The organism is Chitinophaga sp. 180180018-3 (assembly GCF_037893185.1).
Lineage (GTDB): Bacteria > Bacteroidota > Bacteroidia > Chitinophagales > Chitinophagaceae > Chitinophaga.
Window position 1 is genome coordinate 6,355,215 of sequence record NZ_CP140772.1, and the last position, 24,313, is coordinate 6,379,527.

21 protein-coding genes and 1 other RNA gene are annotated in these 24,313 nt (G+C 45.2%); 10 read left to right on the plus strand and 12 right to left on the minus strand.

Translation table 11 applies throughout. The features are described from left to right. The gene (locus UNH61_RS24865) at positions 1-993 is read right to left on the minus strand and encodes a stage II sporulation protein M (protein WP_326994719.1); all 993 of its coding nucleotides are present in this window, start codon (positions 991-993) and stop codon (positions 1-3) included. 121 nt (positions 994-1,114) lie between these two features. Between UNH61_RS24865 and UNH61_RS24870 the strand changes: the two genes are divergently transcribed. After that, positions 1,115-1,849, plus strand: coding sequence for an RDD family protein (locus tag UNH61_RS24870; protein WP_326994720.1), 735 nt, complete (start codon positions 1,115-1,117; stop codon positions 1,847-1,849). A gap of 112 nt (positions 1,850-1,961) precedes the next feature. Here UNH61_RS24870 and UNH61_RS24875 read toward each other — a convergent pair whose 3' ends face one another. Further along, positions 1,962-2,402: a DUF5684 domain-containing protein gene (locus UNH61_RS24875; protein ID WP_326994721.1), complete on the minus strand. Its 441-nt coding sequence runs from the start codon at positions 2,400-2,402 to the stop codon at positions 1,962-1,964. Between the two features lie 205 nt (positions 2,403-2,607). On the opposite strand from UNH61_RS24875, the gene ffs reads away from it, so the two are divergent. From ffs to UNH61_RS24895, 4 genes are all read left to right on the plus strand, one after another. Continuing rightward, positions 2,608-2,707: signal recognition particle sRNA small type (ffs, locus tag UNH61_RS24880), an RNA gene on the plus strand. Between the two features lie 125 nt (positions 2,708-2,832). Beyond that, positions 2,833-3,483, plus strand: a complete 651-nt coding sequence (gene fsa / locus UNH61_RS24885; RefSeq protein WP_326994722.1) for a fructose-6-phosphate aldolase — start codon at positions 2,833-2,835, stop codon at positions 3,481-3,483. 130 nt (positions 3,484-3,613) lie between these two features. Next, positions 3,614-5,107 (plus strand): glycerol kinase GlpK, encoded by a 1,494-nt coding sequence (glpK, locus tag UNH61_RS24890; protein ID WP_326994723.1) that lies wholly within the window; start codon positions 3,614-3,616, stop codon positions 5,105-5,107. Next, positions 5,092-5,847, plus strand: coding sequence for an MIP/aquaporin family protein (locus tag UNH61_RS24895; RefSeq protein WP_326994724.1), 756 nt, complete (start codon positions 5,092-5,094; stop codon positions 5,845-5,847). The genes glpK and UNH61_RS24895 overlap by 16 nt, the downstream gene beginning before the upstream one ends. 27 nt (positions 5,848-5,874) lie before the next feature. On the opposite strand, the gene UNH61_RS24900 is transcribed toward UNH61_RS24895, so the two are convergent. After that, the gene (locus tag UNH61_RS24900) at positions 5,875-7,119 is read right to left on the minus strand and encodes a hypothetical protein (protein ID WP_326994725.1); all 1,245 of its coding nucleotides are present in this window, start codon (positions 7,117-7,119) and stop codon (positions 5,875-5,877) included. Positions 7,120-7,453: 334 nt separating this feature from the next. Here UNH61_RS24900 and UNH61_RS24905 point away from each other — a divergent pair, with 334 nt between their 5' ends. Next, positions 7,454-8,767: an NAD(P)/FAD-dependent oxidoreductase gene (locus tag UNH61_RS24905; protein WP_326994726.1), complete on the plus strand. Its 1,314-nt coding sequence runs from the start codon at positions 7,454-7,456 to the stop codon at positions 8,765-8,767. 136 nt (positions 8,768-8,903) lie between these two features. Here UNH61_RS24905 and UNH61_RS24910 read toward each other — a convergent pair whose 3' ends face one another. Beyond that, the gene (locus UNH61_RS24910; protein WP_326994727.1) at positions 8,904-10,196 is read right to left on the minus strand and encodes a type IX secretion system plug protein domain-containing protein; all 1,293 of its coding nucleotides are present in this window, start codon (positions 10,194-10,196) and stop codon (positions 8,904-8,906) included. A 78-nt stretch (positions 10,197-10,274) separates the two neighbouring features. Here UNH61_RS24910 and UNH61_RS24915 point away from each other — a divergent pair, with 78 nt between their 5' ends. Beyond that, a complete protein-coding gene (locus UNH61_RS24915) occupies positions 10,275-11,510 on the plus strand; it encodes an FtsX-like permease family protein (RefSeq protein ID WP_326994728.1) in 1,236 nt (411 codons plus the stop codon). On the opposite strand, the gene UNH61_RS24920 is transcribed toward UNH61_RS24915, so the two are convergent. Genes UNH61_RS24920 through UNH61_RS24930 form a run of 3 tightly spaced genes read right to left on the minus strand, consistent with a single transcriptional unit; the run spans position 11,511 to position 15,507 of the window. Then, positions 11,511-13,838 (minus strand): hypothetical protein, encoded by a 2,328-nt coding sequence (locus UNH61_RS24920; RefSeq protein WP_326994729.1) that lies wholly within the window; start codon positions 13,836-13,838, stop codon positions 11,511-11,513. Beyond that, positions 13,804-14,838 carry a hypothetical protein gene (locus tag UNH61_RS24925; RefSeq protein ID WP_326994730.1) on the minus strand — a complete coding sequence of 345 codons (1,035 nt, stop codon included), beginning with the start codon at positions 14,836-14,838 and terminating at the stop codon, positions 13,804-13,806. Before UNH61_RS24925 ends, UNH61_RS24920 begins: the two co-directional genes overlap by 35 nt. Before the next feature lie 6 nt (positions 14,839-14,844). Then, a complete protein-coding gene (locus UNH61_RS24930; RefSeq protein ID WP_326994731.1) occupies positions 14,845-15,507 on the minus strand; it encodes an RNA methyltransferase in 663 nt (220 codons plus the stop codon). 207 nt (positions 15,508-15,714) lie between these two features. Between UNH61_RS24930 and UNH61_RS24935 the strand changes: the two genes are divergently transcribed. Beyond that, entirely contained in the window at positions 15,715-18,117 is a 2,403-nt protein-coding gene (locus UNH61_RS24935) for a BamA/TamA family outer membrane protein (RefSeq protein WP_326994732.1), read from the plus strand. Here the strand turns inward: UNH61_RS24935 and truB are convergent. Continuing rightward, entirely contained in the window at positions 18,098-18,793 is a 696-nt protein-coding gene (gene truB, locus UNH61_RS24940) for a tRNA pseudouridine(55) synthase TruB (RefSeq protein ID WP_326994733.1), read from the minus strand. The genes UNH61_RS24935 and truB overlap by 20 nt on opposite strands. Before the next feature lie 116 nt (positions 18,794-18,909). Between truB and UNH61_RS24945 the strand changes: the two genes are divergently transcribed. After that, positions 18,910-19,707 carry a class I SAM-dependent methyltransferase gene (locus UNH61_RS24945; RefSeq protein ID WP_326994734.1) on the plus strand — a complete coding sequence of 266 codons (798 nt, stop codon included), beginning with the start codon at positions 18,910-18,912 and terminating at the stop codon, positions 19,705-19,707. Between the two features lie 51 nt (positions 19,708-19,758). Here the strand turns inward: UNH61_RS24945 and aroE are convergent, their stop codons facing one another. From aroE to UNH61_RS24960, 3 genes are all read right to left on the minus strand, one after another. Then, positions 19,759-20,493: a shikimate dehydrogenase gene (gene aroE, locus UNH61_RS24950; protein ID WP_326994735.1), complete on the minus strand. Its 735-nt coding sequence runs from the start codon at positions 20,491-20,493 to the stop codon at positions 19,759-19,761. Between the two features lie 134 nt (positions 20,494-20,627). Then, on the minus strand, positions 20,628-21,392 hold the full coding sequence (locus UNH61_RS24955) for a phosphosulfolactate synthase (protein ID WP_326994736.1): 765 nt from the start codon (positions 21,390-21,392) through the stop codon (positions 20,628-20,630). 183 nt (positions 21,393-21,575) lie between these two features. Beyond that, positions 21,576-22,997 carry a tetratricopeptide repeat protein gene (locus UNH61_RS24960; RefSeq protein ID WP_326994737.1) on the minus strand — a complete coding sequence of 474 codons (1,422 nt, stop codon included), beginning with the start codon at positions 22,995-22,997 and terminating at the stop codon, positions 21,576-21,578. A 152-nt stretch (positions 22,998-23,149) separates the two neighbouring features. Between UNH61_RS24960 and UNH61_RS24965 the strand changes: the two genes are divergently transcribed. After that, complete coding sequence (locus tag UNH61_RS24965) at positions 23,150-23,575, plus strand: hypothetical protein (RefSeq protein ID WP_326994738.1); 426 nt, start codon at positions 23,150-23,152, stop codon at positions 23,573-23,575. Positions 23,576-23,659: 84 nt separating this feature from the next. On the opposite strand, the gene UNH61_RS24970 is transcribed toward UNH61_RS24965, so the two are convergent. Next, positions 23,660-24,307 carry a hypothetical protein gene (locus UNH61_RS24970; RefSeq protein ID WP_326994739.1) on the minus strand — a complete coding sequence of 216 codons (648 nt, stop codon included), beginning with the start codon at positions 24,305-24,307 and terminating at the stop codon, positions 23,660-23,662. Between the last annotated feature and the right edge of the window lie 6 nt (positions 24,308-24,313).

Sequence of the window (24,313 nt, forward strand, 5' to 3'; positions counted from 1 at the left end):
TCACTGCTTTAAAAAAGTCGGTATAATCACTTTTCCTTCTGCACTCAAACGAAAGCCATTTTTATACAGAAAAATAGGATAGAGAATAAAATATCCCAGGATAAATGCGAGCGACGATAATAAGATCAGGAGACTAAGTGCTACCGGCATTTCTGTATGCCTGGTCACAAAGCTTTCCAGGAAAGCCGCTACTATGAATACAGGAACAAGGGTCACCATAATCTTGATGCCATCTTTTGCACCTTTGCGCAATGCATCTACTCTTTTGCGGGTGCCGGGAAAAAGAAGGCTTTGTCCCAGTATAATTCCTGCTGTACCGGCAATGATGATGCTGGATATCTCAAGCGTACCATGTATCCAGATAACGAGAATGGATTTCATGCCCAGGCCATGGGAAAAGAAAATGTATTGAAAAACGCCCAGCATGATACCGTTCTTGATCAGGAAATATAAAGTACCTACTCCAAACAAAATGCCTGCAACATAGCAAACAAAAGCAACATAGATATTATTGGAGGCAATCATGAAGAACATCATCAGGGGATTATCCTGCTTATATACATTGAAAGGATTTCCGTTGGCGATATTCCGCTCTGTCATATTGATGTACTCATCTCCGAGGAAGCCTCTGGCAAATGTTTCATCATGCGAGGCAGAGAATACGCCTACAATAACGAACAGCGCAAAAAAGCAGAAAACAAATAACAACAGCCGGTGATATTTGCGAAAAAGTAGTGGCAGCTCATATTGGAAGAACATCTGGAAACGGCCAACGTTCTCTTTTTTATTCTGATAGATCTTACGATAGATACCTGCGGCTATTCCATTGATATAGCGGGTTACTTTACTGAAGCTGTAAAACGTTTTGGCATACGACAGATCATCCAGTATAGATACGAATCTCTCTGCCATCTCATCGGGGTCGTCTGTTGGCTTCTCCTGGTATTCTTTCCACCGGGATAAATTCTTCTTGATAAACAGCGATTCTCTCATATTGAGTTATTTCCCTTTTTTTATTACGGATATTTACCTACAGTAGTGGGTTACTTATGGGGAATACCGTCAAACATACTAAATCGTTGAACAATATATAAACAAATATGTAAATTTGAATATGACGAATATAAAAATACCAACTTCTTTTAATATAGAACTTGAATTTGAATCCGCTGATTTGGGCCAGCGCCTGCTGGCCTGGTTAATCGATTTTGGTATACGGGCAGTTTATCTTATTGGCGTACTGCTGGCATTCAATTTCACCACGGCAAATTTCCCGGGTGTGCTCTTCCTTATCCTGTTTCTGCCGGTTATGTTTTATTTTCCTGTTACCGAAATCAGTATGAGAGGCCAGACGCCCGGAAAAAGGGTCATGAATCTGCAGGTAGTGGGTATGATGGGCAATCAGACAAGCATAAGCCAACACCTTATCAGGTGGATTTTCAGGTTGATAGAAACACCGCTGGGTGTGTTCACCCTCTTCATCCCGGTCATTATTCCTATCGTTTCCATTGTACGTTCTCCGTACAACCAGCGCCTGGGCGATATCGTAGCGGGTACCATTGTAATCAGCACCAAACGGAAGGGCAGCATCAGCGATACCATTTTCAGAGACCTTTCGGATACTGACTACCAGCCTAAATTTCCTCAGATCATGAAGCTCTCCGACCGTGATATGAACAAAGTAAAAGAGTTGCTGGACCGGGCACTGCAGGCCAGGGACGAAGAACTCGCTTTCCGGGTAGCCAACAGGGTGAAAGAAGTATTACATATAGAAGCAGAAATGTCGAATGTGCATTTCCTGGAAACAGTGCTGAATGATTATAACTATTATACCACCAGAGAGAATTAAGCATATAGAATGAAGAAACAGAGCGAAGACCTCAGCAGATAACTACAAAATTGTTGAAATCTGCTGAGGTCTTCGCTCTGTTTCTTCATTCTATATGCTTAATTCTTTCTCTCTATTTGCCAATAGATCCCAGCTCTTCATTTATATTCATATTCATGAAACGGTTAGGATCGCCTGCAGGGCCCTGGTAGGTAATGGTGCGGTCGAATGCCAGGATCGGGTAAAACACGATTCCAAGGAAGATGAGACCGATCGTAAATCCCTCACTCTTACCGAAACTCTTACTGAGCAGGTTGGTCATCCAAATGGCAACAACGATATTGGCAATTGGCACAAAGCACAGCAACAGCCACCACCAGGGTTTACCCACAATTTTGGTAAGGATGTAAATGTTGTAGAAAGGAACAATAGCAGCCCATCCTTCCTGGCCAGCCTTGGTATAAATTTTCCACATACAGATAATCATAAATACTGACACAATGAGCCAGAATAGCATAAAAGTACCAAACATAGCACCCATAGCGCTGCTGCTCTCATAAGTAGTTGTTTCCATAATCTTGGTTTAAAGTGTTATTGTATATACGGTCAAATGGGGGTTGGGGACAACCTGATATCAAATATATATATAATTTCCGATAATACACATACATCACATTATTAACATTAAGAGAAATCTGATTTATACCTGCTGAAATTTTTTTTTCAACTTTTTCAATGCTAATATTTGGAGATTCAACTCATTATATTACCTTTGCAACCGGCAAGTCTTATACGACCAGCTCCTACTGAACTCCCCCAGGACAGGAATGTAGCAAGGGTAGGTGGTTGTAGCGGTGCGATATAAGTAACTTGCCTTTTTTTTCTTTTTTTATTGTCATTAGTTGCCTGTCAATAGTATCCTGGTTGCTATATTCTTCACCTCTTCACTAATGACAGCGATTTCCACAAAGAGTTCATTTCCTGACAACTAATTTTATCATAGTATGAAATTCTTTATCGATACAGCGAATCTGGCGCAAATCAAAGAAGCTCATGATCTTGGCGTTCTGGATGGTGTAACCACCAATCCTTCCCTGATGGCCAAAGAAGGTATTAAAGGAGAGGCTGCCATTATCAAACATTATAAGGATATCTGCGACATCGTAGATGGTGATGTAAGTGCTGAAGTATTCTCCACCGACTTTCAGTCGATCATTGAAGAAGGTAAAAAACTGGCAGCGATTCATCCGAACATCGTGGTGAAAGTACCCATGATCAAAGATGGTGTAAGGGCAATCAAATGGTTTACTGACAACGGTATCAGAACAAACTGCACACTGGTATTTTCAGCAGGTCAGGCTATTCTGGCTGCAAAAGCAGGTGCTGCTTATGTATCTCCATTCATCGGCCGTATCGACGATACCAACTGGGATGGCGTGGAACTGATCGCTCAAATCGCGCAGATATACAGCCTGCAGGGTTTTAAAACTGAGATCCTCGCAGCTTCCATCCGTAGCGCTCTCCACATTGTGAAATGTGCAGAAGTAGGCGCCGACGTATGTACCTGCCCGTTAGACTCTATCCTCGGGCTGCTCAAACATCCGCTGACTGATATCGGTCTGGCTAAGTTCCTGGAAGACGCTAAGAAAATGTAACCTTAGAATATTTTTTAGATGGTGTATCCCCGGTGCAGTAATTGCATCGGGGATTTTTTTTGCTGCTTTTGTTGTATAATTTTATTTAAATTCAACCATATTATCCACGTAGTTCATAAAAGAAAACCTGATGGGAAAATATATCCTTTCGCTGGATCAGGGAACCACAAGTTCACGAGCCATCGTCTTCGACCATAACGGCAGCATCAAAGCAGTTGCTCAGAAAGAATTCAAACAGATATTTCCGCAACCCGGATGGGTGGAGCACGACCCGATGGAGATCTGGGCGTCACAGGCCAGTGTTGCTGCTGAAGTATTGCTCAAAGCAAGGGTCACTGGCGAAGATATAGCCGCAATAGGCATCACCAATCAAAGAGAAACCACTATCGTATGGGACCGTAAAACCGGTAAACCCATCCACAATGCCATCGTGTGGCAGGATCGCCGCACTGCTGCCTATTGCGATGAACTGATCAGCGCAGGCAAAGAACAACTGGTAAAAGATAAAACCGGGCTACGCCTCGATGCTTATTTCTCCGGTACCAAAATAAAATGGATACTGGATAATGTGCCAGACGCACGCAAAAAAGCTGAAAACGGCGAACTGGCCTTTGGTACGGTCGACAGCTGGCTCGTGTGGAACTTCTCCAACCATAAACTGCATGTTACTGATGTCACCAATGCGTCGCGCACCCTGTTATTCAATATCCACGATATGCACTGGGACAGGGAATTGCTGCAACTCTTCGATATACCCGAGTCTATGCTCCCGGCAGTAAAACAATCCAGCGAAGTATACGGATATTCAGAAGCAAACCTTACCCCCTATCGCATTCCTATTGCCGGTATCGCCGGCGATCAGCAGGCGGCTCTTTTCGGCCAGATGTGCATCCACCAGGGAATGATCAAAAATACTTACGGCACCGGATGCTTCATGGTACTGAACACCGGCGACAAACCGATCGTCTCTAAAAACAACCTGCTCACCACCGTAGCCTGGAAAATCAACGGTAAAACTACTTATGCCCTAGAAGGCAGCATCTTCATCGGAGGTGCTGTAGTACAGTGGTTACGCGACGGACTGGGTATCATCCGTCATTCAGCCGATGTGGAAAAGCTGGCTGCCACTGTTCCTCACAGCGATGGCGTATACCTGGTACCTGCGTTCGCAGGATTGGGCGCGCCCTACTGGAACCAGCATGCACGGGGCACGATGGTAGGACTTACGCGTGGCTCCACTGCCGCACATATTGCCAGGGCGGCGCTCGACAGTATTGCTTTTCAGACCATGGATGTGTTGAAAGCCATGGAAGCAGATACTGGCGCACCGGTCACCGAACTACGGGTAGACGGCGGCGCGACGGCTAATAACCTGCTCATGCAATTCCAGGCAGATATACTGAATATCCGCGTGATACGCCCGGTGATTACCGAAACCACCGCGCTCGGAGCGGCCTACCTTGCCGGCCTCGCAGTGGGTTACTGGGATAGCCTGGAAACCATTGCCGGGCAATGGAAGATAGACGCTACTTTCAATACAGCTATGGAAACGGCCGAAAGCAAACGCCTCTGCAGCGAATGGAAACGCGCTATCAGAGCAGCCCAGGCATGGACAGAAGAATAATTTTACCACGTTTAACACATACTCTTTTTATGTCTCCTTATTTAGCCGAAATCATAGGCACCGCTTTCCTTATCGTATTGGGTGATGGCGTTGTAGCCAGCGTAATACTCAACAAATCAAAAGGCGCCAATGGCGGCTGGATCGTTATCACAGTGGGATGGGCCATGGCCGTGTTTGTTGGCGTATATGCCTCCGCACGGTACAGCGGAGCCCACCTGAACCCGGCCGTTACTTTCGCTCAGGCACTCCTGGGAAATTTTCCCTGGGAAAAAGTAGCTGGTTACATCGCAGCACAGGTAACCGGCGCCATGCTGGGAGCATTCCTCGTATGGCTTTGCTACAAACAACATTTCGATGCCACCGAAGATGCTAACACTAAACTGGGCGTCTTTTGCACCATTCCTGCCATTCGCAACAGCAAATACAACTTCCTCACGGAATTTATTGCTACGCTGGTATTCATACTCGCGATCCTTTACCTGAGTGCACCAACTGCGGGTATCGGCTCGCTCGATGCATTACCGGTAGCACTGCTCGTATTGGCCATTGGCATGTCGCTTGGCGGGCCCACCGGTTATGCCATCAATCCTGCCAGAGATTTCGGGCCAAGACTGATGCATGCACTGCTTCCCATCCCCGGCAAACGCGACAGCGACTGGAGTTACGCCTGGATCCCTATAGCTGGTCCGCTGGCCGGCGCAGCAGGAGCAGCACTTATTTTTAAGTTTCTTCTTCAATAAAACACTCCCGGAGAAAGCTGAAATGATTTATCGCTTTTCAAGATTTTCAAGACGATTCTTCATTTCAGCATTTTCCTGTTTGATCTGCTCATTCTCTTTTTTCAAATCAATCATATACAAAGTCAGTTCTTCTACCTTCTTCAGAAGTGCCGCCTGCGTATTTCCTATATCTATCCCCTCTCTTGCTACGTCAGCAGCAGAAGGCATATCCGGTAAATGTTTATTGCTTTTTATGTACTGCTCTACTGATTGTAAAGATGGTAACTGATAAGTGGGCTCAAATACATAATCCGGCCAGTTGGCTGCCTGCTTTACTGTCACTTTTGTGAATATAGCGGAGCCATTCACAGCCAGCTTATACCCTTTCGTATCAGCAGTACCTATCCCCAGATTACCTCCCACATCTAGCCTCATTTTTTCAGTACCATCATTGGTACTAAAAGTTAGGAAGCCACCTGTAGTGCTCCCTCCCCGATGAAAATTAATAGCACTGTTCAACGAGCCGTAAAACCGGTGTTCCAAAGAAAAAGACATCGAATTAACAGGACTGGTTTGCAGGTTTCTTACCCCCAGATAAGTACCGCTTCCCGCACCATTCCCTTCGGGTAATCTTCCCAACACAGCAGATAGCCTGTTTTCTTCAGCCACCCCAATGTCAAACCGAGCGCCAGGTACAGTTGTTCCGACTCCCACATTGCCTGCCGCATCTATGTTGATGGCGCCGGAAGTGGGTGCTGCAGCACCTGTACCGCCAATCGACAACGAATTACCGGTAGGCACATTTACCCAAAAACTAGTACCACCGGAATTTTGTAGTCTTACCCCTCCGTTTGCTGAAGGATTTACAAGCACATTCCCGGCAACATTCAGCAACTCAACAAGGGCAGTGGTACCTACTCCTACATTACCATAGCTGCCAATGCGCATGCGCTCTACCAGAGCATTACTACTGCTTGTACTGAAAGACATGAATCCGTCTGCACCGGAACTTCCCCTATGAAAGTTGATAGATGCCTTAGGCGTGGTATACCAGTTGTAAATTAACCTGGTAGTAGGCATATTAATAGGATTGGTGGTGGTATTCACCTGTTGGATGCCCAACGAAGACTGCTCTCCATTTGGGGAGGTGCTTACTTCCAGCAGATAACCAGGATTGGTGGTACCTATTCCTGCATTGCCGGTAGTAGGAAAAGTATTTGTTTGTGCCTGGATGGGTTCATTTAAGCAAATGCTGATCAATGCAAATGCAATAACCGGGATAATCTTTTTCATTTTATTAAAGGGATATTATTTATTGGATATCGGATTAAAAACAATTAGCTACACTCGGAATATAATTGAAAAATTAGGGTCTTTAAATAAAAAGCAAATTGATCATTCACATGATTGATCAGCTCGTCAGAACAAAATAGGGAAAAATTCATTGGAAGCAAAAGAACACATAAAAGCTAATGTTAAGCTTTTATGTATTTTCATTTTTTTCTGAAAGTTTCGTAACTTTGATACGAATTTAAACCTTGATTGCTGAAAAACCAGCCGGATATTTGTAGCGCTAAACCGGATTTCATTTCAGCAACAATGGCTGTAAAATCTAAAACGATGAATTATGATTCAGCCCAACATTCCGGAAACTAAACTGCCACGTATTGTTATTGTGGGAGGAGGATTTGGTGGCGTAAACCTGGCGAAACAGCTGAAACACGCTCCCGTGCAGGTAGTATTGCTAGACAGGAACAACTATCACCTCTTTCAGCCACTGTTGTACCAGGTATCAACAGCAGGCCTGGAGCCGGATAGCATCGCATTTCCGCTGCGAGGCATCTTCAGAAAACAGCGTAACCTTGTTTTTCGCATGGCGGAAGTAACCGGATTACGAGCGGAAGAAAATATGCTGGAAACAGGTATCGGAGATATACATTACGACTACCTGGTATTTGCTACAGGAAGTAATACCAATTTTTTTGGTAACAAGAATATTGAAGAGAATGCCATTGGGATGAAGTCGCTCATAGAAGCTGTGCAGATCAGGAATTACGTCGTGAAACAATTTGAGGAAAGTTTGCTACTGCAAAACGAAGCTGAAATCAAACCCAAGCTGAATTTTGTAATGGTAGGCGGTGGCCCTACCGGCGTTGAGCTTGCAGGCGCATTTGCTGAACTGCGGAAGTATATCATGCCTAAAGATTATCCTTCCCTGCCCCAGTCACTCATGAACGTATACCTGGTAGAAGCAGGTCCAAAATTGCTACCATCTTTCAGTGAAAAAACATCCCGGAAAACATTGGAAGCATTGCAGGAACTGGATGTAAAGGTGATGACCAATACTGGTGTGAAAGAATACGACGGACAAATAGTTACGCTCAGCACCGGAGAACAGATACCAACACATTCCCTCCTCTGGTCTGCCGGAGTAAAAGGCATTCCCGTAAAAGGCATTCCTGCCGATATTATATTGCCCAATGGCCGGATACTCGTTAATGAATTCAATCAGGTAAAAGGATTCACCAACGTGTACGCTATCGGCGATATCGCACAGATGACCAACGATCCCAGATTTCCTAAAGGCTATCCGATGGTAGCTCAGGTGGCGATCCAACAGGGAAAAAACGTGGCTCATAATATCCGGCTGGGACTGGAAAATAAACCCATGAAAGGCTTTACCTACAAAGATCTTGGAAGCATGGCCACCATAGGCCGTAACAGGGCTGTTGCCGAAATTTCCGGTATGCGCCTGAGCGGCTATTTTGCATGGATAGTGTGGATGGTCGTACACCTGTTAAGCCTGCTGGGATTCAGGAATAAACTGGTAGTGTTCATCAACTGGTTCTACCGGTACTTTACTTTCGAAAGAGGAACCCGCATCATCATCAAACGCGGTGCCGCGAATATAGTGAAGCTGCGGCAGAGTGTGGGAGCCTGAGAAGAATGAAGAATATAGAATGAAGAATGAAGAAAATGCAGCGGAGATGATAGCGAATAATTAAAATTAAATAGTAGCATTATTCGCTATCATCTCCGCTGCATTTTCTTCATTCTTCATTCTATATTCTTCATTCTTATTTCCTATTCAATATTGAATTCAACGTAATCGACGATACCAACTCATCCGCCCTGCCTCCCAGCGCCCGGTAATACAACAGAATAGTGTAGTTGTTCTCTGTCTCCCACCAGTCTCCTTCCGTCATTTCAGTACTTACTTTTGAATTGGGTTTGGTTTTATCCACCAGCCCATAGATGTAATTATAATAGCCCTGCTTCAGGAAAAGCGTTGTCTCATAAGCCCGGGTGCTGCCGTTATACGTAAGTTTGCTGCGGTCGTTCAATTCATAATCGGTCACCTCTCCCATCAGATACATATCATAACCAGCATACGGCTCCGGCGCATCAAACGAAAAATGAACAGTGGCATAATCTCCTTCAAAATTAGGATCATAATCGTCCAGTGTAGCCAGATAATATTTACCATTGATATCTTTAATGAACTGATAAATCTTATCCGCCTGTTCATAATCTCTCGTCACATATACATCCGTACTATTGGCATGGTATTCCGAATGCTTTACCCTTTCCGTCTGCAGACGGAAACTACGCAGATCTATCCAACGAAACTCTTTGCCCGCAGGCATGATACAGTCCTGCTCCGCATTGTACTTCAGTACATTTCCATTGATGAACTGTGGTTTAAGACCAGTTAAAGCATTATCCCATCGATAGTTCTGCAATACCACCACCTTTATCTGGTCAAAAGGATTCTGAATGTTCAGGGCTGCTGTATTGACTTCAAAATTGATCTTCTGATAAGTACGGAATATTTTAGGCGCGATAGGCTGCTGAATAAATCCGGAAATTCCGGCTTTGTTATCTACCACATACATCCTGCGGGTAAATGCCAGCTGTGAGGTATCACTATCCAGGTAAACCTTCAGCAGATAGTTACCTGATTTCACCGGATAACTGTTGGTGCCCGGTAACTGCACACTGTAATGTGTATAGCGCTGTAAAGAAATACTCGACAGCTTATAGTTCATGATCCTTGTTTCAGAAAAACCCCTCATATAATCAAACTGATTCACCTGAGCTGGCGTCCAGTCAGCGTTACAGAGCACAAAACTATAATAGTAATTCTTCACATCATTATCCAGATCATCAAAAGATAATTCCAGTCTGTCACTTCCTCCAAGCGTAAACATCGGCATACTTAACGGATCTCCGGCCCGGTTAAATTTAACGGACTTGATGTTATTGTAGTAGATATGGTCCGGGGTTATAACATTCGCCTGGGCATAAATGCCATTATACACAAAGCAGGATATGAGGGCTATCACAAATGTAAATGCTGCTGTACGCATACTAATTGTTTGATTATCTAAGATACAACTAAAAGCCAAATGCTAAAGGTCAAAGGCTAAAAACGCTATATTTGTTCTATGAGTTTATCATTTTTCATTGCCAAACGGATTGCTTTCAATAAGGGATCTTCTTTCTCAAAGTTTATTATCAATATAGCCATTGCTGCTACGGCAGTAAGTGTAGCAGTAATGATACTGGCAACGGCATTGGTAAACGGTTTCCAGGAAGTGATACAGGAAAAAATATTCAGCTTCTGGGGGCATATTCACATCAATCAATATCAACCCAACGCCGGACCTCTCACAGAGGAAATACCGTTCAGCAGCCGAAACAGCCTGATAGACAGTATCAGACTGGCTCCGGGTATAAAAACAGTGAACCGCTATGCCACCAAATCCGCTATCATTAAATCTGATAAGGAAATAGACGGCATCTTGTTTAAGGGTATTGATAAAGACTATGACTGGCAGGAACTAAAGCGCTTTGTTCAATCAGGAAATCTTATACATTACAACGACAGTTCCTTTGCTCCGGAAATCATGATCTCCGAGCATATGGCCAAAGAGCTGCACCTTAAAGTAAACGACAAGGCTGTTATCTATTTCATACAAGGCGGCGGCCTTCCTCCCAGAGCACGCAAACTAACGGTAACGGGCATATTTAAAACAGGTATCGAGGAATATGATAAAACTTACGTGATCGGGGATCTTAACCTGATCCGCAGGCTCAACGACTGGTCGCCCGATGAAGTGGGTGGATATGAGATTATATTGAGAGACTATCACATGATGGATTCTACCGCCCGGTACATCGACAATCACCTGTTGCCCGACCAGCTCTTCACCCGCACCGTGCGCGATATTTATCCGAACATTTTCGACTGGCTGCAATTACAAAATCAAAATGAGCTGATCATTCTGATCATCATGACTATCGTTGCCATCATCAACATGACAACAGCGATACTCATCCTGATACTGGAACGCACTAATATGATCGGGATTGCCAAAGCGCTGGGAATGCGCAACTGGAATATACAGATGGTATTCGTGTACCAGGCTGCCTACATCGTACTGATTGGTATACTGATAGGTGATTTCTTCGGACTGGGCCTTGCTTTCCTTCAGCAAAACACCGGCTTTTTCAAGCTGCCCGAAGAATCCTATTATATGTCGGTGGCCGCTATATCTATCCACTGGGAAGCGATCATCAACATCAATATCAGCACCTTCCTGATCTGTTTCCTGATACTGATGATCCCTTCTTTTATCATTCAGCGCATCTCTCCGGTAAAGGCCATCCAGTTTAAGTAGCTACTTTTTGCGGCTCTTCACATAATCCTGCAGGTAACCGCACTGGTGGTATACCTCATCGTAAAATTTTGTTTGTGAATACCCTGATGCCAGCAACGGGAAGTAACGGTTACCTATCAACGCATTAACGTATAGCTTATGGTCCTGATTAGTAGGCGTATGTTTCTGTGAGCAACGGGCCGCCATGAACAGGCATCTTGCCTTAAACTCTTTGTCGGTGGTAGCCTGTGCTGCTTTCAGGTAATACGTTTCCGCTTCATAACAGCCAAAGTACTGTTTCAGAAACGGATCTTTCTCACAGCCGGAAGTATACCACGTTGTTGATGGACGATAATCCTTTACAAAATACCAGGTACGGCCGTAGTACGACATGCCGAACAAAGCCGTCGCGTAATCATAATATACATTAGCAGGTACCGGGTTCGTTTTCATTTTTTCCTGAAGCTGCAACATACGTTCGCACAACTGCAGTTGAGTAACCTTCTTCGTATAACGTGCCTCTGCCGTGTCTTCCCCAAAATCCTGTAGCTGATCCCGGAATACCTGATAAGAGGTGATCTGATTAGCAGCAGGTACTTTTTTGAACCAGTTTCGGGCATTCGCAAAATCATGTATTCGCAGATAGCTTTCTCCAATGGTCTGATCCATATTGATCTCTTTTGGGAAAAATCCCGCCAGATAAGCTTCGTAAGGCGTCTTAGCCGTTTTATGAAGGAAGTTGTTCAAACTGATAAGTGCCGCTGGCGTCATATCATTTCTTACCTGCGACACCGCTGATGCTCCGGATATAAAGTAATCCTGCATCTGCAGTGAATCGCAACGGCCTCTGATCAGCGCCTCTCTCGTTTCATTGCCCTGTTGGTGGTAACGCGGTGCCAGCACAGCAAACAGCAGGTTCCTGTACACTTTGCGGAACGCAAATGCTTTATCCATTGATCTTTCCGACCAATAAATCTCGCTATACTTTCTTTCCGGAGTTTTTGCATCCAGCCACTTAAAAGATGTCAGCAATTGCGCTTCGAAGGTACTGTCTATCGTTTTCCGCTGGTTGATATTCACCAGCAGGTTTACTATCTCCCATTGATCCCTGATATCGGTATCCTTCGTTTTCACATCATCCAGGCGTGTTCTGGCAGCCGGATAGTCGTGCAGGAAATAAGAGAGGTAGGCAGATGACACCCGCCACATGTCTATATCCTTTACTTTCCCTAACCGGATAATGCTATCCGCAGTGCCCTGCAGTTCACGTATCCAGGCTTTCGTCATACTTTTGTTTTCCGCTGTTGGGCTTTGCAGACTGATAAATGCAACCCCGCTGTCGACCAGTGCCGGGCTGGCATATTGTTCTTCCAGCTTATTAATTTCCCTTGCCAGTAAAATATTCAGCGCCGGAGAAGCCGGATCTTCTGCATATACTTTCCTTATAGATTCCACGCTGGGCCCGGAGTTGTCGAACCCGAAGATGGCAGCTACAGTGGCTCTTTCATGATTATTTTTGCAGAGAGGATAAATCTGCCGGTCGCTGGTATTTGTCCACATCAGGCTGGTAAAACAGCTGATCCGCTGGGAAGGGGCCTTGTCAAATACCTGCGAGAAAAGGTAAGCACTTTGTACGGTATCTTTCAAACGCAACATAGCGCCTGCTTTTAGCGCCAGGGCTTTATAATAAACAAGGGAGTTTCGCTCCTTCCCGTCGAACATCTTATCGAAATCTGTTATTGCACGCTCATATGCCTTTGCATAATGCTGCAGCCTGATCAGCTGAAACGCATAACGCTCACGGATATCCTGTTCCTTCGTTTGCTGATACAGTGCTTCGCCCATACGATACAAACTATCCAGCTGCTGCGTATTCCGTTCCGGCACCGACCAGGGATCGCTGTTAACCACCGCCGGTTCGCAGGTTTTAGCAAACAGCAGGTAACGGGCTGCTTCCCTGTTTTTCCCCTTTAGCAGAAATTGAGCAAAACTGTTCTGCTTCACACTATCCGGCAATGCCTCATTTCCGCTGGCAATAGCCGCAAACTGCTCGGGTTTATAGGTATAGATATATTCCCGTATATCCTTCCCCGTTACTTTCTTTCCGGCATACTCCTGCCAGTCGGCCACATTACTTGTTGCTTCCGATGGAGTAGGATCTCCATAAAAAACGGAAAGAGATGTATAGTAAAAAGGTTCATACCCCGTTCCTTTGGTATAAGGAGAGAAGAAAGATACGTAATAGTCATACGGATCAGGGTCCGGGCCACATGACAACGTATAGATAATGTTGCCGAAGAAAACAAGGCAAAAACTAATTAAAAAAACGACAGACTTTTTGTAGTTCATTCAATGGGTATTTTTTCAGGGTTACTGAATCAAGATGATAAAATATAACAGCCGGATCTGTTGTCTGCAGCTGTGCTGCCACCATTTGCGCGGCGGCCTCCAGTACTGAAGGGTCAATGGTTTCCCGCCGTACCGTACTTCCTTTTCGTAGAAGAAAACCATTCAGCAAAGTATCTTTCCTCACCACATACTGGCTGACAGTCGTTTTGCTGAAGAGCAATGTATCCTTTAGTTCCTCCTCTCCTACATACCTCAGAATACCTGCATAGGTATTATCAGGTAGAAACAACACACTCCATCCGAAAAGCGGCAAAGCGATGTCCAAAGGTAAAGGATATCCGGCAACCCGCTGCTCTTCTATATATGATCTCAGGGTTACCAGATCGAGGATGGAATTATGATCTCCTGACTTACGAAGGTCCCCCATATTGTAACACATGAGCAGCCCCCTGTTGGCCGGGGGGATTCCTGCACGGGAGGCATACTTCATCTGGTACATGCGTATAGTAACGGATATCCTTCGGTTCCGGAAAAAGGAAGTATTCCTGATCTGTTTGAGAAAAGAGAAATAGGCTTCGCGCGTTGTTTGCGTCCAGTCGCAATCGAGCTGTATTTCATGAATGCGGTCGCCTGGAATGCTGTCGCATAGCTGCGCCGTCAGTTTCGCCACCCTGGAAGCCAGCGTGGTATCTGCATGCGCCCAAACCTCGTTCATGAGAAATATAACCGGTACAATTTCCACTCCCGCTGGCCATGGAGCTGCCTGCCGGAGCACAGCTACCGGCACGGGAGCTTTTGTTACCTCATCCGGGCTCACATCAAACAATTTAATATAAAGCCGCCCGGCAGATAAGCCCCGTAAATAGCGCAGTTCTTCACTGTTCCCGGTCCATGTTTGTTTCCAGTAATAAAACGCAGGCGTCACTTTCCGCGGTACATGCGGCCGGCACGATACTCCGGCTATCAGCAGGCATATAAATAAGCATAAGCGGGGCATCATAACTTTCTAAATAAGCAGGCGGCCACAGATAATACCGGCGGCCACGGCAGCATTCAGCGACTCGGCGCCACCAAGACGGGGAATGGTGATCCGATGAGTAGCCATCGCAATAACATCTTCCGATAATCCCCTCCCCTCATTACCAATCAGGATAATCCCCTCTTTTATTACCGGGAATCCGGCGATATTTTTCCCATGCAGCGTAGCGGCATAGGAAGGCACCGGCGATTGCCGCAACAATTCCTTTATATCGTATTCGGCTATACGTACCCTCACTATACTGCCCATGGTGGCTTGTATGGTTTTAGGATTATATACATCCACACAATCCGGGGAACAAATGATCTGCCCGATCCCAAACCAGTCGGCTATACGAATAAGTGTTCCCATATTTCCGGGATCCTGTATGGCTTCCAGTGCAAATACCACGGTACCGGGGGCCGGCAACGGATCTATAGCGGGAGGCATATCCAGTAATGCCATCGCCCTGTTGGGGGTAGTAAGGGAAGATAACTGTTTTAAAACAGACGCGTCTACTGTTATTACTGCACCAGACAATTTGCCGAGTAAATGGTTATGTTGTTCCAACCAATCGGCAGTAGCATAAAGCCCTTTTATTGGCATGCCCGCCTGTAGCAGCTCCTGTACGATCTTATCTCCTTCTGCCACATACTGGCTGGATTTTTGCCTGTTTTTTTTGTGCTGTAATGATTGAATATATTTAATTTGCGCCTTTGACAACATAGGACCAAACCTACACGATTTCTTTTAATCAGCCAAGAAACGGCATGGTATCCTGTACGTCAGTTCTGGCTTCTAACATTATTAACAACGTTTTCGCCCGTGATGCAGCTGCCTTCGAAATGCGGATTCTTAATGCTGAAATATGTACTGCTGGCAGCAGTAATATCAGTATTGGCAGCATGTTCCAACACTAAATATCTTCAGAAAGATCAAACCCTGTACACCAGCGCCAAAGTGAATGTCAACGGTAATGATATTCTCAATTCTGAAAAACAGGATCTCCGCGGTTCCCTGTCTTCCAAATCCCTGATGACCCAGCAGCCCAATAAAAAACTCCTGGGTACCCGTATCAAAGTATTTCTTTATAACCAGAAATACAGGGAGAAAAAATCAAACTGGTTCTGGAATATGATGCTGGCTCAGCGGAACCTGGAAGAACCAGTGGCGTATGATTCAACCAAAGCAAAGGAGTCGGTCGACAGAATGACCAGTTACCTGCATAACCAGGGCTTCTTCCATGCTACGGTGGGATATGCTTCCAAAACCAAACACCGGAAAACAAACGTTACCTATGATGTGAATACCGGCCGGAATTTCGTGATCGACAAAATCACTTACAACATACCGGATAGTGCACTGCTGAAAATCGTAAAAGATAACTCCAATCTATCCCTGATTCAGAAAGGAACTGTTTTCAAATCCGCCACACTGGGCAGCGAAAGAGAACGGCTCACCCGGCTGATCCGGGATGCAGGGTACTATAAATTCAACCGCGAGGCCATCGAATACACACTGGATACGCTTAACAAGGCACTGTTCAGGAACAGCCTTAATCCCTTTGAAGGTTTTGTGAATATCTTCAATGAAAATAAGGGCCGCGACAAACTCACTATGGACGTGGAAATCCGGGTTAAAAATCCGGAAGATAGTACCACCCGCTGGGAAATGTACCATATCGGGAAGATATTTGCTTATCCTGATTTTCAGCTGAATGGCAATCCCGACGATACTTCCCTGAAACAGGATGCGCGGAAATATATCACGATCCGCTATCACCAGGAAACGCTAAAACCAAAGATCCTGTCGCGTTCTATCCTGCTCAGGCCGGGAGAAACCTACTCGCTGCAGCAATATAACGGCACCGTCAATAAACTATACGACATCGGAGTATGGCAATTCGTAACCCTGCAGTATAAAGAACCAAAAGATTCTGCCCGGACACTGGACGCCTATCTGTTTCTTACTCCCCGGCGTAAACAGGAGCTGGGCGTGAGTTTTGAGGTAAGTAACAGTTCGGATTATACACTTGGTTCAGGTGTTACACTGAATTACCGGCATGCGAACCTCGGCAATTCGGCCACCCAGTTTGGTTTTACACTCAATACCGGCATAGAGCTGATACGCCCTTCGTCGGGCTGGGAGCTCCAGGCCAAACAATTTGGCGGCGAGGCCAGTCTTACCTGGCCCCGGTTTGCCCTGCCTTTTCATATCAGGCAGTCGAACCGCACAAATGCTAAAACACGCCTCACGCTGGGCGCCAACTACCTGTCGCGTATCGACAAATTCGATATCAAGAGCATCAATGCCACCTACGGATACGACTGGAACGAAACAGCCTATAAACGCTGGATTGTCCGGCCTTTCACACTGAACTACGTGGGAGTAGCCCTGAATCCGTCTTTCCGCGATACCGTGGTAAACCTCAATCCTTATCTGAAACGCAGTTTCGAGCCAGCTCTCATCGGCGGAGAAAGCGTTTCCTATATCTACAGCAACCAGGATCTGCTGCATCCACGCCACTACACTTATTTCCGGGTGAATGTGGAAGAATCCGGCCTGTGGCTGAATGGCATCAACAGCCTGATGAACGGCATCAGCGGTAAGAAAACCAACCTGGAGAAACTAACCAATGTAAGTATTTCGAATTTTGTTAAGATAGAAGCAGACTACAGGCATTTCTGGAAATTGGGCATACACAGCGTTTTAGCCACCAGGGCGTATGCTGGTCTGGGTATACCATACAGCAGTTCTACAGTACTGCCTTATGTACGACAATTCACTTCCGGCGGACCAAACAGCATCCGCGCATGGCGACTCAGGACCCTCGGACCCGGCGCCTATAAAGATTCTTCCGCTACAGCACAGGCTTTCCCCGATCAAACGGGCGACTTGAAGCTGGAAGGAAATATCGAATACAGGTTCGACCTCCTGCGGATGTTCGGAGGTACCGTTAACCTCAAAGGCGCTACCTTCCTGGATATGGGGAATATCTGGATGGTGCGGAAAGATTCTACCAGACCTGGTTCTGAATTCCAGTTCAGCCAGCTGTACCACGACATTGCAATTGGAACCGGCGCAGGGCTGCGATTGGATTTCTCCTTCTTCCTCGTACGCCTCGACTGGGGTATTCCGTTAAAAGTGCCTTATTTCACCGGCAACAAAAACGGCTGGTACCTGAGCCAGTGGGATCTTTCGGATGCCCGCTGGCGCAGAAATAATATTATCTGGAATATCGCTATTGGTTATCCGTTTTAGGAACCGGGTAAGTAGCAATGAAATCCTCCATTTCAGTAGCGTCTTCCAGCCTGAACGCTCCGATCCTGGTTCTGCAAAGACTGCTCAGATAAGCACCACAGCCCAGCTCTGCGCCATAATCATTGGCCAGCGACCGAATATAAGTACCCGTGCTGCATACAACCCGGAAATGAACTTCCGGCAATGCAATCTTCGTGATCTCGAATTCAGCAATTGTCAGCTTCCGCGGCTCCACTTTTACATCCACTCCTTTCCTCGCCAACAGATAAATAGGTTTGCCATTCTGCTTGATAGCAGAGTGTATAGGAGGCAATTGCATAATTTCCCCGATGAAAGGCCTGGTAGCAGCCAGTATGGCCGCTTCATCCAGATGACTGATATCCTTGAAATTCTCCGGCTCCGACTCTTTATCAAAAGTTGGAGTAGTAGCGCCCAGCGTAAATGTACCCGTATACTCCTTCTCCTGGGCCTGGTATTCATTTATTTTCTTAGTCATCTTACCGGTACAGCAGATCAATAACCCCGTGGCCAGAGGATCCAGTGTGCCGGCATGACCGATTTTAGCTTTGGTAAGATTTCTTATTTTCCGTACAACATCAAAGGAAGTCCAGGTCAGCGGCTTGTTGATGAGAATGACCGCTCCTTCCTGGAAATTATTTTTTTCGTTCGTTTGCATAACACAAAGATACTTTGCATTATGCAAAGCCCGAAAACTCTCTGCCGTAGAATGAAATGCGCGAAGCCGCTTATTTCTTCCACTGATTTTACTAAATTCACGCAATTTTCAATTACATGGCATTAGAACATCATTTAGACGCAAGACTACGGTACCAGCAGCAGGTAGACAATTCGCGCGACTATGTCATGCCCTTTATCCAACAGGAGTTCCCGCAACTGCAGGGCCTCAGGATCATGGAAGTAGGGTGTGGCGAAGGCGGCGTACTGACGCCTTTCCTGGAGCAGGGCTGTAACTGTGTGGGAGTGGACCTGGCCCCCGATCGCATAGAACTGGCAAAAAGCTTTCTGCAGCAATATCTCGACAACGGGCAACTAAAGCTCATTGCACAAAATATTTATGATGTTGATTTCCTGGGAGAATTCAGGAACTCATTTGATGTCATTATTCTGAAAGATGCCATCGAGCACATTCCTGACCAGGAAAAGATCATCGGCCATCTGAAACAGCTGCTCACACCGCGCGGACAGGTATATTTCGGTTTTCCACCCTGGTATATGCCTCATGGCGGACACCAGCAGATCTGCAGAAACAAGTTTCTGAGTATGGTGCCCTATGTACATCTGCTGCCTCGCCCGTTGTATAAAGGAGTACTGCGTCTTTTTGGTGAAAAAGATGATGTAGTGATAGACCTGATGGATGTAAAATCCACAGGCATTTCCATTGAACGCTTTGAGCGCATTGTAAAGCAACAGCAGTACATTGTCACTCAGCGCAGATTTTACCTGATTAATCCTATCTACAAATATAAATTCGGGGTAAGTGCACGCGTACAGTGGAAACCCATAGCAGCCATCCCCTTCTTCAGGAATTTCGTGACTACCTGTGTCTACTATATGATAAAGAGTCGCTAGCATTTTAGCAAAATGCAGCGATGATTATCAGATAATCATCGCTGCATTTTGCTAAAGACTATTCCAGATTTCCCATGAAGCTTCTGCCTGCAGGATCAGCATTTCATGACCATTTTTTATGGCGGCGCCCTGAGCGGCACCCTTTTGCAGGAAGGCTGTTTCTGCCGGATTGTATACAAGATCGTATAGCAAATGTTGGGAAGACAGGTACTGGTAAGGTATTTCCGGGAAAGTATCTACTTTGGGATACATTCCCAACGGAGTAGTATTTACAATGAGGGTATGCGTGTCTAATATTTCTTTGGTAAGCGATTCATATGATACGGCTCCATTAACAGCCTGCCGGCTAACCGCAGTATAAGTAATACCCAGTTGTTCCAGCGCATACATAATCGCTTTGGCGGCGCCACCAGTGCCTAATACCAATGCCTGCTGATGATGAGGCCTGAGCAGAGGCTGCAATGATTTAGAGAATCCTATCACGTCCGTATTATAGCCTTTCTTTTTTCCATCCCTGAAATGTATACAGTTCACCGCTCTTATCCTGGCGGCAGCATCACTAAGTTCGTCGAGGAAAGGAATCACTGCTTCCTTATAGGGAATAGTCACGTTCAGGCCCTGCAGCTGCGGATGTTGCTCCAGTAAAGCCGGGAACTCATTAATCCCGGGTATCGGAAAATTATCATATGAGCACCCCGTGATATGCTCCTTCTCAAATTTTTCACCGAAGAATCCTTTGGAAAAGGAATGGCTGAGCGGATAACCTATTAGACCGTATTGTTTCATTCATGTAGTGTTTTGGAATTACGAATGAAGAATTACGAATGAAAGCGAAGACTGAAGCGAATATCAAGTTTAACACTCTTCATAAACTTCGCTTCAGTCTTCGCTTTCATTCGTAATTCTTTATTCTTCCAGGATTATTCCCTGTCAAGAAACAGATTAAAAGTATCTCCTCTGAGGCCTACGCGCATAGCTTCCAGGGAAATTACCTCATTAGGGGCGAGGTTACCTAAATTAGCATTGCAGCCTACGAGTTCCAGGAAATAGAGCTGTTGGGCTTTCTGAGGTGCTTCCCAGATGATTTTTTCGGCGGGTATTTTGGTCAGGATCTCCTGTACCAGTCCTTCTCTTACTTCTCCACTGCCACGATAGATACCCACGTTTCCGCTTTCGCGTGCTTCAGCGATAACGTAAGTAGCTCCGGCAGAAAGCTCTGCACTCATCAGTTCAATCCATTTGTAAGGCGGAATAATATGCTCTGCATCTTTAGAGCCCACTTCACTCAGCACCAATCCGATCTTGGAAAGCTTTTCTATATATCCGCATTTTTCCGCATGAGGGATAATCACAGAACCATCAGATACTTCCATATAAGTGATGCCATAATCCTTTACCACCTTCACATATTCGTCGAATTGGTTGCGGATCATAAAAGCTTCAAACAACGTTCCGCCGAAATATACAGGAATGTTTGCCGATTGATAAAGTTCAATTTTAGCGCGCAGGTTGGGGGTTACGAAAGCAGTGCCAAAACCCAGTTTCAGGATATCTACATGCGGGCCCGCTACTGATAAAAAATTTCTTGCTTCTTCCAAACTCAGCCCCTTGTCCATCACCATGGTAAGCCCATGTGTACGGGGTTTCTTTGTCCTTTCCGGGATTTGTGTAAGATTAAAATTCATTTGAAATATTTTTATCTTCTTAGTTGGTCAGTAAAACACATACTAATTCTCGCCAGGCACTTCGGGATAGCGGATATGCAATTTTAATAACCGGGAATACTATTGGCTTTTTTGTTCATGACAATTGAAAGCCGGCGCAAAAATAAGAAGTATACTTTATTTTATTAAAGTAAATAACACTGGTTAACGTTTGCGGCGGTACTGGGCTATCAGATCTACTACACTCACATGCTGCAGAATGGCCGGATCCAGTTCTACCAGTTTTTTGACAATTTTTGGTGCCTGTTGCAAGGCTGTTTCCAAATGCAGTAAACCTTCTTTGGTTTTTCCCATGGCTATCAAAATAGCGGCCCGGTAATACATAAATATGGGTTTTCGACCTGCTTTCTCTTCAGCAATGGACAGCTGGGTCAGCGCTTCTTCCATAAACCCGGATACATACAGCCCCTTGAGCAGCGCCTGCCAGGTGGTAGCACTTTTAGGCCGGGTACGCACCGCGTTCATAAAATGCACCAGGGCATCCTTGTTTTTTCCGAGCTCCAGGTAACATTCACCCAGGCTCATATTATATTCTGCGTTGGTTTTATTTATTTTCAGGGCGCTCAGCAACGATTTCGCCGCATTCTCCCAATTGGCTTCCATCATGTACGCCACTGCTATCTTGTAGTACAGCTTATCGTCATTCGGGCTCAGATGCGACGCCTTACGGTAATAGTACCGCGCCTGCGTAAACTTACGCTGCCTTTCATAACAATGCCCGATGGCTTCATAAATTACATCCTCAGGTTTGGCTATCTCCAGGTGTTTCTGCAATACTTCAATAGCATCCGCATATTTGCGCAAACGAATGAAGGCATCTCCCATATTACGGTAAGCATAGTCGAATTTCTCATCTATTGCCACCGCATACTGATAAGCATCTATCGCCTTCTCATACAGTTTCAGCCCCTGATAGGCAGTACCCAGGTTAAACCAGGCCAGGTGGTTGAAAGGATGCTCTTCAATGATCGCATTGTGCAAACGGATACTCTCTTCATTCCGACCGGTAAACTCAGTCCAGAAACAGATCTTATGCAAAGCTTCCTCATTGGTAGGATCATACTCCAATGCCATCTTCAAACAATCAAACACCTTTTCAAACTCTTCCCAGTCGTCATAAACATCCGCCAGCTCCAGCAACAACTCCGTCCGGTCTTCTCCGGAAAACTGCTCTATCTGCTCCTCCAGCACATCAGCCGCTTTCTGGTGCTGATTCAGCGCCAGGTAAACATCCGTCTGTAATATGTAAAGATTAATATCAGTGCGGTCCAGTACTTCTGCTTTTTCCAGCAAATCCAGCGCCTCTTTATATTTCTTGGTTTCGATCAGTAAGTTGGCCTTCTTGAGAAGTAAGGTGGAAGAGTAAGGGAATTGTTCGATGGCTAGTTCTGCAGCCTGCAAGGCCGTCGGCATCTCATCATGCTCGTCATAGTAGTCTATGATCTGCTCAAATGAATCTTCGTCCAAAAAAGAATGAGACTTACCAGCCCTGAGGTTTTCAAACTGCTGCAACAAGTCTCTCAGATCATCAAAATCCTCGTTTAAAAATGAAAAGTCTTTACTCATTACTGTAAATATAGTACTTTTATCATTGACCGGATAAATGAGGAAATCAACCTTTTAAAATATTTTTAACAATTCTTTGTGATTTAATTGTATCTTGCGTTAAGAATTTGTTATAAGATATATCAAAAAGTTTGTACATTTGTGATATAATAATGAAAACGAAATTCAACATATCAAGGACTTTTTCACTGTCTTGCCTGTTGGCCGGCGTGATGGCGTTCTTTGCCGTTAATGTAATGGCAAGCGACCCCTTCATGCATGCCGACAATGATAAAGACAAGGGGAAGAAGGCATCTGACAATCAGCATTTCACGCTGAATATTGCGATGCCCAAAACCAATCTGAGTCTGGATGGGAGTTTCCGTTATTCCGGTACATTCAACTCATCTTTCAGGCTCACACCTGCTGCTACTGTACCCAACAATAACACTTACAATGTTAATCTGAAAGCAGTAACAGCCTATACAAAAGGAAATGTCACCTATGTGGTGCCTTCCAACGTTCAGGTGCAGTCACAGCCTCCGGGAAGCATGAACTTCCAGAAATTGCAGATCATTCTGCCACTTAAAAAAGGGTAATTCAACAAATTACGTTTCTTCAGATACAAAAACAGGCCGGTCATTTGACTGGCCTGTTTTTTTGCTAAAAGCTAACAGCTCTTTCTACATATTCTGTAGCTCTTTCTGGCTAACTTCTTTATAACCTGATTTCGGAATATCAAATAACGATGCCGGAATAGGATACAACTCTACTTTCGTGGCAATTACACGCGTTTTAGCGCCTGTTTTGGTCAATATCTCGAACTCCAGAGGGATACCCTTCAGATTAACGAAACGGCGGTTATATTGCCTGTTTTCAGGCACCAGGTCAGTAGCATAGTATACCTCAAATGTTTTTCCGTCGGGCATGGTGCCAATTGCCTTCCGGCAGGTATATCCGGCAATCTGCTTCGTTTCTGACTGATCCTTGAATTGTATGTTCTCGTACTGTTTCAGATCTTTTTCGTACTGGTCTTTTCCACCATGGATCAGATATTTATTCCCATGCTGATCAATCAGCGTGGTAAACGTTTCATCTTTACTGTTAATGAGATAAGTGTAGTGTACGATATTGAAATTCATATCGATCCGGCTTAACGGCCCCCGCATATACTGGGTAAAGGTGCTCCCTTCCAGCATGGCATCCATTTGCAGCTGTTCAGGGGGAAGCTCCATTTTGTACACGATCCTGGCATCTGAAATAGTTTTTTGAGCCAGCGCTAAACTGGTGATGCACAGGGAGATAAAAGTTAATAGCAACCGATTTGACATAGTGTG

Bases quoted from the DNA above. Each gene is read 5' to 3' on its own strand.
- UNH61_RS24865 (WP_326994719.1), bottom strand. From the start codon at position 993: ATGAGAGAATCGCTGTTTATCAAGAAGAATTTATCCCGGTGGAAAGAA.
- UNH61_RS24870 (WP_326994720.1), top strand. From the start codon at position 1,115: ATGACGAATATAAAAATACCAACTTCTTTTAATATAGAACTTGAATTT.
- UNH61_RS24875 (WP_326994721.1), bottom strand. From the start codon at position 2,402: ATGGAAACAACTACTTATGAGAGCAGCAGCGCTATGGGTGCTATGTTT.
- fsa (WP_326994722.1), top strand. From the start codon at position 2,833: ATGAAATTCTTTATCGATACAGCGAATCTGGCGCAAATCAAAGAAGCT.
- glpK (WP_326994723.1), top strand. From the start codon at position 3,614: ATGGGAAAATATATCCTTTCGCTGGATCAGGGAACCACAAGTTCACGA.
- UNH61_RS24895 (WP_326994724.1), top strand. From the start codon at position 5,092: ATGGACAGAAGAATAATTTTACCACGTTTAACACATACTCTTTTTATG.
- UNH61_RS24900 (WP_326994725.1), bottom strand. From the start codon at position 7,119: ATGAAAAAGATTATCCCGGTTATTGCATTTGCATTGATCAGCATTTGC.
- UNH61_RS24905 (WP_326994726.1), top strand. From the start codon at position 7,454: ATGATTCAGCCCAACATTCCGGAAACTAAACTGCCACGTATTGTTATT.
- UNH61_RS24910 (WP_326994727.1), bottom strand. From the start codon at position 10,196: ATGCGTACAGCAGCATTTACATTTGTGATAGCCCTCATATCCTGCTTT.
- UNH61_RS24915 (WP_326994728.1), top strand. From the start codon at position 10,275: ATGAGTTTATCATTTTTCATTGCCAAACGGATTGCTTTCAATAAGGGA.
- UNH61_RS24920 (WP_326994729.1), bottom strand. From the start codon at position 13,838: ATGAACTACAAAAAGTCTGTCGTTTTTTTAATTAGTTTTTGCCTTGTT.
- UNH61_RS24925 (WP_326994730.1), bottom strand. From the start codon at position 14,838: ATGATGCCCCGCTTATGCTTATTTATATGCCTGCTGATAGCCGGAGTA.
- UNH61_RS24935 (WP_326994732.1), top strand. From the start codon at position 15,715: ATGCTGAAATATGTACTGCTGGCAGCAGTAATATCAGTATTGGCAGCA.
- truB (WP_326994733.1), bottom strand. From the start codon at position 18,793: ATGCAAACGAACGAAAAAAATAATTTCCAGGAAGGAGCGGTCATTCTC.
- UNH61_RS24945 (WP_326994734.1), top strand. From the start codon at position 18,910: ATGGCATTAGAACATCATTTAGACGCAAGACTACGGTACCAGCAGCAG.
- aroE (WP_326994735.1), bottom strand. From the start codon at position 20,493: ATGAAACAATACGGTCTAATAGGTTATCCGCTCAGCCATTCCTTTTCC.
- UNH61_RS24955 (WP_326994736.1), bottom strand. From the start codon at position 21,392: ATGAATTTTAATCTTACACAAATCCCGGAAAGGACAAAGAAACCCCGT.
- UNH61_RS24960 (WP_326994737.1), bottom strand. From the start codon at position 22,997: ATGAGTAAAGACTTTTCATTTTTAAACGAGGATTTTGATGATCTGAGA.
- UNH61_RS24965 (WP_326994738.1), top strand. From the start codon at position 23,150: ATGAAAACGAAATTCAACATATCAAGGACTTTTTCACTGTCTTGCCTG.
- UNH61_RS24970 (WP_326994739.1), bottom strand. From the start codon at position 24,307: ATGTCAAATCGGTTGCTATTAACTTTTATCTCCCTGTGCATCACCAGT.